Origin of the sequence: Actinomadura fulvescens (assembly GCF_039533225.1) — a bacterium.
GTDB classification, from domain to species: domain Bacteria; phylum Actinomycetota; class Actinomycetes; order Streptosporangiales; family Streptosporangiaceae; genus Spirillospora; species Spirillospora fulvescens.
The window spans coordinates 458218-472348 of the sequence record NZ_BAAATD010000004.1 but is presented as its reverse complement, the minus strand read 5'-3'; the positions used below and the strand labels follow the sequence as shown (position 1 = coordinate 472348).

Here is a 14131-nt window from a genome sequence, read left to right as displayed (position 1 = left end):
TCACGACCATGACACTGTCCTCACGACCATGACCACTTCTCGGCGTTCCAGAAGAACCCGTAGCCGTGATGTCCGAGGGTCCGCTGCTGGGGACCGCGCAGCGCCGCCGGGACCGCGTTGGAGGTCTTGAGGTAGGAGATCCACACGAACGGCGGGTCGTCGGCCAGAGCCTTCTGGAAGTCGGCGTAGGCGGCCTCGCGGGCGGCCGGGTCGGAGGTGCCGCGGCCGCGTTCGAGGGCCTTGTCGACCTGCCGGTTGGCGTACGTGCCGTAGTTGGAGCCGCCGTTGGCGAGCGCCTCGCTGGAGTGGAACGGGCCGAACACCGACGAGTCCGGGTCGTACGGCGTGCCCCATCCGACGACGAAGGCCTCCAGGTCGGCCCAGTGCTTGCGGACCCAGTCACGCGGCCGCGGGTTGGGCACGACGTCAAAACCCTGCGCCTTGAGCTGCGTCGCCGCGACGTTCAGGATGCCGACGCGGGCGGAGTCCTCGGCGAACGTGCTCAGCTCGAAGCGCACGGTCTTGCCGTCTTTGGCCCACAGCTGTTGGGCGTTCTTGGCGTAGCCGGCGGACTTCATCAGCTCGTCGACCTTGGCCGGGTCCAGTTTGAACGGCGCCGGAACCTTGTAGGGGCTCTCGTCGAGCGGGCCGGTGGCCGGGGAGCCCTGGCCGAGCAGGACGCTCTTGACGAACGCGTCGCGGTCGACGGCGTAGTTCATCGCCTGCCGGACCCGCTTGTCGGCGAAGACGGGCTTCTTGAAGTTGAGCATCAGGGCGCGGTAGTCCGCCGTGGGATAGGTCTCCACCCGGAACCGGTCGTCCTCCCTGACCTTGGCCGTCTGCTGCGGCTGCAGGTGCGCGCCGTCGACCTCGCCGTTCTTCAGCTGGATGAACCGCGCGGTGTCGTCCGGCACGTACTTGATGACGATCTTCGGAAGCTTCGGCCTGCCCTCGTAGTAGCCGCCGAACGGCTCCAGCTGCGCGTACTGGCCCGGCTTGAACGTGGTCAGCCGGAACGGCCCGGACCCGACGGGGCGCTGCCCGAAGTCCGCGTCGGTGATCTTCTTGCCGCGCAGCACGTGCTCGGGCAGCAGCCCCATGCCCATGGCGTCCAGCAGCGGCGAGAACGACTTGCTCAGCCTGACGCGCGCCGTCACCGGGTCGGGCGTCTCCACCGCCGACACCGCCTGGAAGTTGCGCGACAGCGGTGCGTCGGCGGTGCCGGACTGCCGGATCAGGTCGATGGTGAACTTGACGTCCCTGGACGTGAGCGGCTTGCCGTCGTGCCAGGTCAGGCCGGATCGCAGCTTGAACGTGTAGTCCTTGCCGTCCTTGGACACCGTCCACGACTCGGCCAGCCCGGGGACCACCTTGTTGGCGGCGTCGCGCCGGGTCAGCCCGCGGAAGACCAGCTCGGTCACCGGGTCGGTGTGCTCGTCCTGGAGGGCCGGGTTGAGGGTGTCGGGCTCGTCACCGATCGCGTACGTGAACGTACCGCCCGACTTGGCGGCCGAGCCGCCGCCACCGGCCCCGCATCCGGCGGCGAGAAGGCCGGCCGCGGCGACGGCCATGCCGATGACGAGGACGGGCTTGTGCATAAGACTCCTTGTTGCAACCTATTCGCAACAAGAGACCTTAGCCGCAATGATCCCATTCATCCCAATCGCCCCCACCGCCCGGAGCGCCCCCACCGCCCCCACCGCCCGGACCGCCCCGACTGATCAACCGGATCGCCGGAGGGCCACCCGGTGGATCTTCCCCATGGGAGTACGCGGAAGCTCGGACAGGAACGTCACCGATCCGGGCACCTTGTGGGCCGGGAGACGTTCCCTGACCTGGGCCAGAAGCCGTGCCTCCAGTTCCGGCGACGCGACGGTGCCGGTGGCGAGCACCACGAAGGCCCGCAGCGCGGCGTCGCCGTCCGCCGAGACCACCACGGCCTCCACCACCTCCGGATGCCGGCCGAGCACCCGTTCGACCTCCAGCGGCGAGACCCGCTCTCCCGAGACCGTCAGCTGATCACGGACACGGCCGTGATGGTGGACGAAGCCGTCCTCGTCCACGTGCACCAGATCGCCCGTGCGCAGCCACCCGTCCGGCGCGAGCACCTCCGCGGTCCGTTCCGGCCGTCCGAGGTACTCGGCCATGACCGACGGGCCGCGTACGTAGAGGACACCGGGCTCGCTCGGCCCCTCGTCCGGCCGTCCTTCGCCCCGAACCACGATCTCGTACGGGTCCAGGACCACGCCGACCGCGCCGCGGCGACGCCGGGTGACGGTGTTGGAGATGAACGTGTGACCCACCTCGGTGCTGCCGAGGCCGTCCAGCACCGGGCATCCGAAGACGTCCTCGATCCTGTCGGCGAGCGACGGCAGCAGCGGTTCCCCGGCCGACGCCACCGCCCGCAGAGACCCGAAGACCTGATCCCCCCTCCGCCCGTCGCCCGCACGCCCGTTGCCCTTACGACCGTCGCCCGTACGCCCGTTCGCCTTACGACCGTTCGCCCTACGCCGGTCTGCCTCCTGCGCGTCGTGCGCACGCACCAGGCGGGCGTACCAGGTCGGGACGGTGAAGAGCAGCGTCGGATGGTGGCGGCGGAGCTGCTCCAGGACCCCCTCGACGGTCGGCGCCTCAGGCCACAGCACGGCCGAGCCCCCGCAGAACATCGGGAAGAACACCGTGGCGCCGAGCCCGTACGGATAGCAGGCCTTGGACAGCGAGAAGATCACATCGTCCGGTGTCACGCCGAGCGCGCCGATGGCCAGGGCCTGGAAATAGGCCTCGGGGTCCGAATGCCTGTGGACGGCGCCTTTCGGCGGACCGGTGGTTCCGGACGTGTACTGAACGTAGGCCGGTGCGTCCGGCGGGACCGGGACCGGATCGGGTACCGCGACGGGCTCGTCCGTGAGGTCCTCGGCGGCCAGGACGTGCACGGATCGGAACCGGACGGCGAGGTCGGGAGCGCAGACCGCCGCCTGCGGCCGGGAGTCGGCGAGCACGTGGGCGTGGCCGTCCTCCGATTGCTCGGGACCGGTGAGGACGGCCACGGCACCGAGGCGGAACGTTCCCAACAGGGCGGCCACGAAGCCGGCCGAGTCGGGAAGGGCGATGAGCACCCGGTGCCCCGGGCGGACCCCGGCGGCGTGCAGGACCGCGGCGGCGCGGGTGGCCGCGTCGTGTACGTCGCCGTGGGTGTAGGTGGTGTCACCTGCATAGAACAACGGGCGGTCGCGCCATCCGTAGGTATCCGCGCGTCGAGCCAGGGCGGCCGCGAGATTGCCTTCCATAGCGGAGCTCCTCTGCCTGGGGGGACAAGCGGAGGCTACGACGGGTAGGCATACCGACACGGTGCGTTCATGCGATTTCGGTCTGGGACGCGACCACGATTGGGTCGTGCGTGCGTATCCGCAACCAGATTGTGGACGAGCGAATCGCCTCGGTCAGGTCGCGGTCGCCAGGGTCTCCCAGGCACCGGCGCGCCGTACCAGAAGGTCTCGGGTGAGCAGGGCACCCGCCGGTACGTCCCAGGCGGGATCGGCGTCCTCGGCCGCCTCGCCCTCGGACCACACCTGGTCCACCGCCCACCGAAGCTTCTCGACGCCGTCGGGATGGCCGGTGCCGGTCGCGGCGAAGACGTCCCGCGCGGGTGCGGCCACCACCAGGTCGCCTTCGACGTCCTGGGCGAGCTTGTCCAGGAAGCCGTCGTCCAGGAGGAGACCGGACTCCAGCCCTTCGCCGAGCGACACCGTGACCGCCCGTACGTCCGGGTACCAGCTGAGCGTGAGGTCGGGACGCCGGTTGCGCAGGTTGGCCACCGCCAGCCGGCGCAGCTCCGCTGGAGCGACACCCAGACCAGCGCAGTGCCGCCGGGCGATGTGCTCGTAGCGGCGCCCTGCCCCCGGCACACCGGGGCGTGCGGCGGCCACACCCGACCCCGGCAGCAGGCCGGCGCCGACAGGCTCGGGCACGAGCTCCAGCGCGTACGTGACGTACAGGTCACCGGCGAACGGGTCGCGGATCGGCTCCTCGTCCGGCGGCAACGGGAACTCCAGCTGCACCTCGGCCGGCACCCGGGCCTTCATCAAGGGGACGATGAGACTGGCACGCGGCTCCGCGGACACGGCACGTTCCTCCTGTTACTCCTGAGGTCCGGAGTGGATCACACTATCGGGGCCGGACGCCTCCGGGGCCCCTCCCCCGCCGTTCGTCCTGGGTATTCACACGGACACTTTTGGCAAGGGCACCTCACAAGAGGCCGTGAACACCGCCCGGCGCGACCTCCGACCGGTCAGCCGTTGGGGATCACGCACGGCCCGCCGCCGCAGACGTCGATGACCTGACCTCCCGACTTCAGGAAGTGAGCTGCCTGGGCACGGGCCAGTTCGCTGCGGACGGTGCTGTCGTGCGGGCTGTTCGGGGGCGTCGGCGGGACGTTGCCGGGCGGCGGGGCGGGCGTGCCGCTGTCCCACATCACCAGCGCCGAGCCGTTGTAGGGGAATCCGGGAATCGCGCGGATGCCCCAGAGCGGCGTCACGTCGTTGCTGCGGCCGGGCCGCAGCGCGGGATGCTTGACGGGGATGGCGAGTGACCGCGCCATCACCTCGGTCGTCACGTTCGACACCGAGTCGTCGCCGAACGCCTCGTGCAGCAGCACCTTGTGCGCGGGCGTGCGCGGCAGCGGGTTGCGGACGAGGTGCGCGACGTAGCCGTTGGCCTCGCCCCGGTCCCACAGCATCTGCATCAGGCCGAAGCCGATCTGCTGGTCGGCCTTGTCCGGGTACGGGATGTCGATGACCTGCTGCACGCTCGCGAACGAGGAGCTGCGGTTGAGCAGCGTGGAGAAGCCCATGCCCGGGACGCTGAGCACCGACGTGGTGAAGTCCTGCGCAAGCGCGGTCAGTGCGGCGCCCTGGATGCCTCCGTGGCTGGCGCCCGCGTAGGTGAGCTTCGCGGCCGGGGCCAGCACCGGGGCGCCGTCGGCGGAACGGAAGGCGGCGGACGCCGCGGCGCCCTTCGGGTGGACCATCCAGCGGCCGAGGAAGAGCGTGTTGAGGTACGACTGCTGCATGCGGTCGGGGATGAGCGGGAAGTTGGACAGGTCTGCCAGAAGCGCGAGGTAGGGCCTGTCAGGCCCGGATATGCCCATCCAGTTGGTGGCGCACAGCATGAGGCCGTGGTCGCTGGAGAACGTCTTGACGGCCGTGGCGTCAATGGTGCTGTAGTCGCCGAACAGCCCGTGGCCGTACAGCACCGGGTTAAGCCGCTGCTTACCGGTCAGCGCCGCTCGCGGGATGTTGCACTGGAACGGCGCGTGGTACGTCCGCCAGCCCGGTGCCACGGGCCTGTCGTACGGCCCCGGCTTGGCCTTGCCGTAGTCGAGCCTGGTCCCGCTCGGGTCGAGGAAGCTCGGCACCTCGATGAGGCCGTTGACGCGCCGCGCGATCCGCGGGTCCTCCTGCTCGGTCAGTTCCTTGACCGAGGTCAGGCGCACCTTGGGGGCCTTGGCGCCGAGCCGGGCGAACGAGCTGTCGCGCATCGCGAGCGCCCGGCCGGTGAGGCTGCGCGTCGAGGAGGTGGTGAAGTCCCAGGCGAGATTGAGCCCGCGCGTGCCGACCCCGCGCCGCCGCAGGTCCTTCAGCGTCGTCTGGAGGGCGGCCCACCGCGGCCTGAGCCGCTTGTCCTTCGGCGCCGTGGCCTTGCTGAGCGCCCTGAACGCGGCGCTCGCGGGGACGGGGCGCCCGCTTGCGTTCCGGACGTTGCGGAGGGCGACCAGATAACGCGTCCCCTCGTTCAGCCGGACGGCCGGGCGGATGATCAGCGTGCGGCGCCGGGGGTCCTGCGCGTCGAGTTCGGCCCAGTACGGCTGGCGCTGCCCGGTCCTGGCGTTGACGAGCACGACCGGCGCGTCCCCCCGCAACGACCGCGCGATGTCGGTGCTCGGCGCGAGGCCGGTCCTGGCCGGATCGAGTCCGGGCACCTGAACGAGGATCGGCGTGCCGGGCGAGAAACCGTCGTTGCGGTTGAACTCGGTGGGATCGATGCCCTTGCCGAAGATGTTCCTGGGCATCGCCGCGGCCTTGAGGTTCACCCGCCGGCCGGTGTCGCCGCGCTTGTCGCGGACCGTGTAGACGTCGTTCGGGAACGGCACGAGGCACGCCGCCGGAGCGATCGGATCACATCCGCGCGCCGCCTGCTCGGCGGCCGCCTTGAGCGGATCGGCCGCCGCCGCGGGGACCGCCTGCGCCACCGCGCCGAGGGTCAGGCCGGTGAAGGCCAGGAGCACACCGAACGACCGCCTCACCGGCGTCACCCCACGTCCCGAACATGAACGACATTCAGAAGAGCAGGGTGATCTTAGCCACCGTTCACTTACTTGTCAGCAGGCAGCTTGTTGCCAGCGGGCAACCTACTCGGCGGCGGGTACGGCGGCGGGCGCCGCGGCGGGTACGGCGGGGGGCGCCGCCGGGGCGCCGCCGGGCGGTACGACGGGCAGGCCGGCGGGTGCGCCGCGTTCGATCAGCCGCCAGACGGCATCGGTGTCGAGATGTTCGTCGACGAGATCGCCGAGCGCGTCCAGGGTGGCCTCCCGCAGCGCGGCGAACGAGACGTCCGGCGCGGCCGTGAAGTCGCGCCCCGCCGCACTCGCGACGTCGTTGAGGAACGCGCGCCGGAAGCCGTCGTTCTCCAGAGCGCCGTGCCAGGTCGTGCCCCACACCGAGCCCGCCCGGCAGCCGTCCAGGAACGGTTCGCCGCCCTCGACCTCGGCGATCCCATGGTGGATCTCGTACGCGGTCACCGGCTCGCCGTAAGCGCTGCCGTTCGGCCTGCCCAGCGTCTTGTCCCGCGCGAACGTCACCCGCACCGGCAGCAGCCCGAGCCCGTGCACCCGCCCCGCCCCGGACTCGACCTCGTCCGCGATCTCACGGGCGAGCATCTGGAAGCCGCCGCAGATACCGAGCACCGGGCGGCCTTCCCGCGCCCGCCGCACCACCTCGTCGGCCATGCCGCGCTCCCGCAGCCAGGCGAGATCGTTCACGGTCGCCCGCGTACCCGGCAGGACCACCAGATCGGCATCGGCCAGGTCGCCTGGGCTCGCCGCGTACCGCACCGCTACGCCGGGCTCACAGTTGAGCGCGTCCAGATCGGTGAAGTTGGAGATGCGCGGAAACCGGACGACCGCCACGCGGAGCGTCTGGCGCCCGTACGGCGCCCGCGCGTCCGGCCTCGGCGCGTCCAAGGCGAGCGTGTCCTCGGAGTCCAGGTACAGCCCGAGCTTCCAGGGCAGCACGCCGAGCGTCGGCCGTCCCGTCAGCGCCCGCAACTGCTCCAGCCCGGGCGCGAGCAGCTCCGCCGCCCCCCGGAACTTGTTGATCACGAACCCCGCGATCAGCGCCTGGTCGGCGGGCTCCAGCAGCGCGACCGTTCCGTACAGCGAGGCGAAGACGCCGCCCCGGTCGATGTCGCCCACCACGATGACCGGCAGGTCGGCGGCCCGCGCGAGCCCCATGTTGGTGAGGTCGCCGGCCCGCAGGTTGATCTCCGCCGGGCTGCCCGCGCCCTCGCACACCACCACGTCGTACTCGGCCCTGAGCTCGGCGAGGCTCGCGGCGACGACCTCCCGCAGCCGTTCCTTGTGCGCCCCGTACTGCAGCGCGTCGACCTCGGCGACCGGCCGCCCGAGCACCACCACCTGGCTGCGCCGGTCGCTGCCCGGCTTGAGCAGCACCGGATTCATGATCGCCTTCGGCTCGACGCCGGCGGCCTGGGCCTGCATGTACTGCGCCCGCCCGATCTCCGCCCCGTCCGAGGTCACCATCGAGTTGAGCGACATGTTCTGGGCCTTGAACGGGGCGACCTTCACACCCCGCCGTGCCAGCCACCGGCACAGCCCGGCCGTCAGAACGCTCTTCCCCGCGTCCGACGTCGTCCCGGCGACCAGCAGGCCTCCGCTCATCCCACGCTCCTCGCCACGGTGGCCGCCAGCACTCCGGCCGCCACGGTCACCACGGCCGACAACCGCACCGCCCGCCGGATATCGCGCACCTCGGGCTCGCGCCCGTCGCCCATCTCAGGCCGCCGCTCCAGCCGCCCGCCGTAGACGTTCGTCCCGCCCAGCCGTACGCCCAGGGCACCGGCGAACGCCGCCTCACACCGGCCCGCGTTCGGACTCGGATGAGCGCCGCCGTCACGCCTCAGCACCCGCCACGCCTCGTCCGGCCGCCGCGCGCACACCACGGTCAGAACGCCGGTCACGCGCGCGGGCACCCAGTTGGCCAGGTCGTCCAGCCGCGCCGACGCCCACCCGAACCGTTCATACCGGGGACTCCGGTAGCCGACCATGGCGTCCAGCGTGTTGATCGCCCGATAGGCGAGCAGTCCCGGGACACCGGCCACCGCGCCCCACAGGAGCGGCGCGATCGCCGCATCCGAGGTGTTCTCCGCGACCGACTCCACCGTCGCCCGCGCGAGGGCCTTCTCGTCCAGTCCCTTCGGATCACGCGCGCACAGATGGGAGAGCCTCCGGCGCGCCCCGTCGAGATCACCGGCCTCCAGGAGCCGGGCCATCTCCCGCCCTTCCCTCCCCAGCGACGTGCCTCCCAGCACGGCCCACGTCGCCAGGGCCGTGACCGGCACACGCGCGCCCGGAAGACGCTCGGCGCACCCGAGCCCCGCCGCCCCCGCGACCAGCAGGGCCGTGTAACCGGCACCCCGCACCCGCGAGTCGGCGTACACCCGCCTCTCAAGCCCACTAGCGACGCGGCCGAAAGCGGCCACCGGATGGCCGCGCCTCGGATCGCCGAGAACGGCGTCGAGGGCCACCCCCAGGAGCAACCCGACGGCACGTTCAGTTGAGGCAGGCATCCAGCTCATCCCAGTTGCGTTCCAGCCAGTCCTGAGCGCGCCGGATGCGCGACCCGGCGCCCCCCTGCCAGAGGCGCGCCCACACGCCCCCGACATGCTCCGCCCTGAACCGCATCGCCTCGTACGACCGCTCGAACCGCGTCATCGACGCGGCCAGCACCAGCCTCCGCCGGTCACGATCCAGCCCGTAACCATCGCAGAAGACCCGCAGCCGCCGCCCCACGTCGGCCCCGTACAGCAGGCCGTCCCGATCGCAGGGATCGGCGATCGGCGCCCAATGCCGCAGAGCCGTCACCACGTCGTACAACCGCGTCGTCGGCCGGGCCAGATCAAAGTCGATCAACGCCACCGGCACCCCGTCCCGGAAGATCACGTTCTCCGGCGTCACGTCACAGTGCCCGATGATCTCCGGTACCCCGTCCAGATTGGACGCCGCGCTGTCCCAAGGAGCCCCTTCCGGCGCCTCGTACGAGCTGACCGCCTCGTGGTAGGCCCGTACCAGCCGAGCCACCCCCACCAGCGCCTCCTCGGTGACCGCGTAGGGCGGCAAGGGACGCGCCGGAGCCTCCCCGCGCACCCAACTCAAGATCTCCCGCCCCCGCTCGTCCACCCCGAGCAACCGCGGCGCCCCCTCGAACCCCACCCGCTCAAGATGCCGCAGAAGCCCATGCACAGCGGGACTCTGGGGCCCCATCGGCCGCCGCACCGTATCGCCCACCCGTACGACGCCCTCCGTCACATCCCCGCCGGAGAGCGGCACCTCCACGTTCACAGTCCCCAACGATAAGCGCTCAACCCGGGCACCCCGCCCCCCAACGGTGATCACCACCCGCCACCAGGCGTAACGGCACCGCCACGCGGAATACGACGGTGCGAAGACCATGGACCGCGCTCTACACTCAGGGCTCAACAAGCGCCGGTAGCTCAGCTGGATAGAGCATCGGACTTCTAATCCGACGGTCGCGGGTTCGAATCCTGCCCGGCGCGCTTGCACTCCCCCGCGAGAGCCCCTTGCCGTCTCCCGCCGGCACGGAACCGCCCGCCGGGCCCGGCGGAATGATCTTGGATGCTTTCGGGTGGGCGGGACTGGGTGACAGGTCGGTCTCGCTCCATCACACTGTCTTGTCGTTGTCGCCCGGTGGGCCGGTAGATTGCAGCCGATTGCCTTTGCCCTGATTTCACGGCCACCTTAGGGGCGGGCTGGCAGGGTGGACGTTTCGTGAACCCGGATCGAGTGAGGAAACATGGCCGAGGATGACAAGCCCAAGGGTGAGCCGACGGGCAACGACGACTCGGCAGCGGATGAGCTGAAGGACGAGTCGACCAGCGCTGACGGGCCCGCTGACGGCGAGGCGACCGGCGCTGAGGACGCGGACGGCGCGGCCGGCGACGGCGAGGCCGATGAGGCCGGTGACGGCGAGGCCGGCGAGGCCGATGAGGCCGGTGACGGCGAGGCCGATGAGTCCGGTGAGGACGCCGCCGATGAGGGCGAGACGAAGCCTTCGGGGAAGCCCTCCATCAAGATCAAGGCGCCGGCGGCGGGGGCCGCGGGGGCCAAGCTGCCGCAGGCCAAGAACATCCGGAGCCCGGAGTTCACGCCGCACGGCATCAGCGCCGGGCGCGGCAGCAGCGGGCCGCGGCCGTCGGGGCTGACCGCGGCGCAGGCCAAGAAGCGCCGGCAGGCGACGGTCGCCGCCGTGATCGTCGGGCTGGTGGCCATCGCGGGCGCCACGGCGTTCTACGTCACCCGGCCCGGGCCGGAGATCAAGGTGAGCGGCAAGCTCGGCACCGCGCCGAAGGTCGACATCCCCAAGGACCTCGTGCCGGACAACAAGTTCAAGGTGACCGAGGCGATCGCAGGGAACGGGCCCAAGCTCGCCAGCGGCGACATCGCCTACGTGAAGTTCGCGTTCTACCAGTGGACCAAGGGCACCGGCGACAAGGCCGAGGAGAGCACCAGCAAGAAGCTGAACTCCTCGTACGAGCAGCAGGGCGGCCAGCAGGTCATGCCGATGGTCGTCGGCAAGACGCAGGTCAAGGGGCTCGACAAGGGCCTGGTCGGGCGTTCGGCGGGCAGCCGGCTGGTGCTGCAGCTGCCGCCGGCGGACGGGTTCGGTGAGCAGGGCTCGCAGATGGGCCTCACCGCCAAGGACTCCGTGGTCTTCGTGGTGGACGTCATGGCGGCGATCCCCAAGAACGCCGAGGCCAAGGGCACCGAGAAGAAGCTCGACGACAAGAACCTGCCGAAGATCGAGGCCGGCGAGCCCGGCAAGGGCCCGAAGATCACCGTGCCGAAGGGCGACGCCCCGGACAAGCTTGAGGTCAAGACCCTGATCGAGGGCAGCGGTCCGGCGCTGGTCAAGGGTGACACCGCGATCGTCCAGTACGTCGGCAAGCTGTGGCGGGACGGTAAGACGTTCGACGAGAGCTGGAGCAAGGGACAGCCCGCCTCGTTCCCGATCGGAACGGGCGGCACCGTGCCGGGCTTCGACAAGGGGCTGACCGGCGCCAAGGTCGGCAGCCGCGTGCTGCTCATCCTGCCGCCCAAGGAGGGGTACGGGACGAAGGGCAACCAGCAGGCCGGCATCAAGGGCACCGACACGCTGGTGTTCGTGGTCGACATCCTCGGCACGCTTCCCAAGTAATTCCGGACACATGTCGGTCGGCGGGGCACCCCGGGGTGCCCCGCCGTCCTTTTGTGGCGGTTCCGGAATGGTGTTCCCGTTCGGCCCGTGAGATGGACCACGACAACCGGCGCGGGGTGCCGATCGTCCTCTCTTGAGAAGTCTCAGGAGAGTGCGGTGATCGGCCGAAAGCGCGAATGCCCTCGGGTATCGTCGGTAACGAAAGAATCACGGGGGGCTTGTGAGCAGTAGTGGTACGGGTCCGGAAGGCGACAAGCCCACCGGGCCGGACGACGTGAAACCGGACGAGGCGAAGGACGTCACCACGTCCGGGTCCGAGCCGGCGACCAGCACCAAGACCGCGACGATGGCGGTGGTGAAGGACGTCGAGACGGCGGCGGCCGGGACCAAGACGGCGACCAAGGGCAAGGGCGGCGGCGGAAGCGGCAAGGCCAAGAAGCAGCGGAGCCGCCGCGTCCGATATGCGCGGCGCGCGGCCTTCACGGTGCTCGGCCTGGTCGGCTTCGGCATCGTCGCGTTCGCCATCGCCTACCTCCTCACGCCCGTGCCTTCGCCGCAGGAGTCGGCGGTCGCGCAGGGACCGAGCTTCTACTACGCCGACGGCAAGACCCTGATCGCCAAGACCGGCACCAACCGGGACGCGGTCGACCTCGCCAAGGTGCCCCAGAGCGTCCGCAGCGCGGTGATCGCGGCCGAGAACCGCGGCTTCTACGACGACCCCGGGGTCTCGGTGAAGGGCACCGTGCGCGCCTTCTGGTCCACGGTCAGCGGCGAGCAGCTCCAGGGCGGCTCGACCATCACGCAGCAGATGGTCCGCAACTACTACGGCGGCATCGGCACCGAACGCTCCGTCTTCCGCAAGCTCAAGGAGATCATGGTCTCCCTGAAGGTCGGGCGGGAGAAGGACAAGGACTGGATCCTGGAGCAGTACCTCAACACGATCTACTTCGGCCGCGACGCGTACGGCATCCAGGCCGCCGCCAAGGCGTACTACGACAAGGACGTCAGCCAGCTGACGGCGGCCGAGGGCGCCTATCTGGCCGCCGCGATCCAGCAGCCGACGCCCTTCGGCAACCTGACCGCCGCCCGGCGTCCCGCCGCCGAGCAGCGGTGGAGGGCCGTGCTCCACAACATGCAGCGGGACGACGCCGTCACCGCCGCCGAGGTGGCGCGGATGACGTTCCCGCAGCCCAAGAAGCAGAAGATCACCGATGTCCTCAAGGGCCAGAAGGGCTACATGGTCAACGTGGCCAAGAAGGAGCTCCTGGAGCGCCGCGGCTACACCGAGGACCAGATCAACCGCGGCGGGCTGAAGATCACCACGACGTTCGACAAGGACCTCATGGACGCCGCCAAGGACGCGGTGACGGCCAACACGCCGGACGGGATGAGCTCGAAGATCCGTACCGGGCTGGTGTCGGTCGACCCGAAGACCGGCCAGGTCGAGGCGTTCTACGGCGGCCGCAACTATCTGGACGAGGCGGGCAGCAGCGCGTTCTGGGACCACGCGCAGGCCGGGTCGGGGTTCAAGCCGATCGCGCTCGCCGCCGCGCTCGACGCGGGCAAGAGCCTGTCGACGGCGTACGACGGCAGCTCGCCCCAGGTCTTCAACGACACGGAGCTGCGCAACGACGGCAACGCCCAGTACGGGATGGTCAACCTCGTCACCATGACGCAGAACTCGGTCAACACGGCGTACGTCAACCTCGGCCAGGACATCGGCACCGAGAAGATCGCCGAGATGGCCGAGAAGATGGGCATCCAGCCGGAGCAGATGACCAAGGCGCAGCGGCAGTCCCCCTCGTTCCCCCTTGGGACGGTCTCGGTGCACCCGGTCCAGCAGGCCGGCGTCTACTCGACGTTCGCCTCGGAGGGCGTCTTCCGGCAGCCCTACACCGTGAAGACGGTGACCGACGTCGACGGCGACGAGAGGGACTTCACCGAGAAGGGCAAGCGGGCGTTCAGCGAACAGGTCGCCCGGGACGCCACGTACGCGATGGGCAAGGCCGTGCAGAGCGGTACCGGTACGGCCGCGCAACTGCCGGACGGGCGCGACGTGGCGGGAAAGACCGGCACGACGAACGGCGGCCGGGCGATCTGGTTCAACGGGTTCATCCCGCAGATGGCGACGTCGGTGGCGATGTTCCGCAGCGACAACAAACGGCTGTCGATCCCGGGATACGCGGTGTACGGCGGTCAGCTGCCAGCGCAGATCTGGAATTCGTACATGACCAAGGCGGTGGCCATCAAGAACTTCGAAAGCAAGGAGTTCGGCAACCCGTCGATCTTCACCGGAGGCTACGAGGGCACGCCGAGGGGCCGTTCGACCGACACGCCCTCCGGCACGCCGTCGGACAGGCCGTCGCGGCCCTCGCTGAGGCCTGACCCGGACGGCTCGAAGACGCCGAAACCGCCGAGCGGCCGCCCGAGCCCCCCGAACCCCCGGCCGTCCGACTCGGGCGGTCCCGATGATCCCGGCAACCCGGACGACCCGGGTGACGGCGGCGACCCGCAACGCCCGAACGGCGGCCGTTAGCCGATGACCGTTCGACGGAAATGACAAGGGAAAGGGAGACCTGGCCGCGGCCGGTCTCCCTTTTTCCTGTCTGACCGAACGTTCTCGG

At 70.5% G+C, this 14131-nt stretch carries 9 protein-coding genes and 1 tRNA gene; 3 read left to right on the top strand and 7 right to left on the bottom strand.

Going from position 1 to position 14131, the window contains the following annotated elements:
- Positions 1–20: 20 nt before the first annotated feature.
- The 7 genes from ABD333_RS17845 to ABD333_RS17815 form a co-directional block, all read right to left on the bottom strand.
- The gene (locus tag ABD333_RS17845; protein ID WP_344542238.1) at positions 21–1598 is read right to left on the bottom strand and encodes an ABC transporter substrate-binding protein; all 1578 of its coding nucleotides are present in this window, start codon (positions 1596–1598) and stop codon (positions 21–23) included.
- Positions 1599–1721: 123 nt separating this feature from the next.
- Complete coding sequence (locus tag ABD333_RS17840; RefSeq protein WP_344542236.1) at positions 1722–3287, bottom strand: AMP-binding protein; 1566 nt, start codon at positions 3285–3287, stop codon at positions 1722–1724.
- A 153-nt stretch (positions 3288–3440) separates the two neighbouring features.
- Entirely contained in the window at positions 3441–4082 is a 642-nt protein-coding gene (locus tag ABD333_RS17835; RefSeq protein ID WP_344542234.1) for a DUF1444 domain-containing protein, read from the bottom strand.
- Positions 4083–4288: 206 nt separating this feature from the next.
- The gene (locus ABD333_RS17830; protein ID WP_344542232.1) at positions 4289–6301 is read right to left on the bottom strand and encodes a hypothetical protein; all 2013 of its coding nucleotides are present in this window, start codon (positions 6299–6301) and stop codon (positions 4289–4291) included.
- A 105-nt stretch (positions 6302–6406) separates the two neighbouring features.
- The gene (locus ABD333_RS17825) at positions 6407–7954 is read right to left on the bottom strand and encodes a cobyric acid synthase (protein WP_344542230.1); all 1548 of its coding nucleotides are present in this window, start codon (positions 7952–7954) and stop codon (positions 6407–6409) included.
- A complete protein-coding gene (locus ABD333_RS17820) occupies positions 7951–8862 on the bottom strand; it encodes a cobalamin biosynthesis protein (protein ID WP_344542228.1) in 912 nt (303 codons plus the stop codon). The genes ABD333_RS17825 and ABD333_RS17820 overlap by 4 nt, the downstream gene beginning before the upstream one ends.
- On the bottom strand, positions 8846–9634 hold the full coding sequence (locus tag ABD333_RS17815; RefSeq protein ID WP_344542226.1) for a phosphotransferase: 789 nt from the start codon (positions 9632–9634) through the stop codon (positions 8846–8848). The genes ABD333_RS17820 and ABD333_RS17815 overlap by 17 nt, the downstream gene beginning before the upstream one ends.
- Positions 9635–9775: 141 nt before the next feature.
- Here ABD333_RS17815 and ABD333_RS17810 point away from each other — a divergent pair.
- From ABD333_RS17810 to ABD333_RS17800, 3 genes are all read left to right on the top strand, one after another.
- A tRNA-Arg gene (locus tag ABD333_RS17810) sits at positions 9776–9849 on the top strand.
- 257 nt (positions 9850–10106) lie between these two features.
- Positions 10107–11507, top strand: a complete 1401-nt coding sequence (locus tag ABD333_RS17805; RefSeq protein WP_344542225.1) for an FKBP-type peptidyl-prolyl cis-trans isomerase — start codon at positions 10107–10109, stop codon at positions 11505–11507.
- Between the two features lie 220 nt (positions 11508–11727).
- Positions 11728–14043 (top strand): transglycosylase domain-containing protein, encoded by a 2316-nt coding sequence (locus tag ABD333_RS17800; RefSeq protein WP_344542223.1) that lies wholly within the window; start codon positions 11728–11730, stop codon positions 14041–14043.
- Positions 14044–14131 lie beyond the last annotated feature (88 nt).

Bases quoted from the DNA above. Each gene is read 5' to 3' on its own strand.
- ABD333_RS17805 (WP_344542225.1), top strand. From the start codon at position 10,107: ATGGCCGAGGATGACAAGCCCAAGGGTGAGCCGACGGGCAACGACGAC.
- ABD333_RS17825 (WP_344542230.1), bottom strand. From the start codon at position 7,954: ATGAGCGGAGGCCTGCTGGTCGCCGGGACGACGTCGGACGCGGGGAAG.
- ABD333_RS17820 (WP_344542228.1), bottom strand. From the start codon at position 8,862: ATGCCTGCCTCAACTGAACGTGCCGTCGGGTTGCTCCTGGGGGTGGCC.
- ABD333_RS17840 (WP_344542236.1), bottom strand. From the start codon at position 3,287: ATGGAAGGCAATCTCGCGGCCGCCCTGGCTCGACGCGCGGATACCTAC.
- ABD333_RS17845 (WP_344542238.1), bottom strand. From the start codon at position 1,598: ATGCACAAGCCCGTCCTCGTCATCGGCATGGCCGTCGCCGCGGCCGGC.
- ABD333_RS17835 (WP_344542234.1), bottom strand. From the start codon at position 4,082: ATGAAGGCCCGGGTGCCGGCCGAGGTGCAGCTGGAGTTCCCGTTGCCG.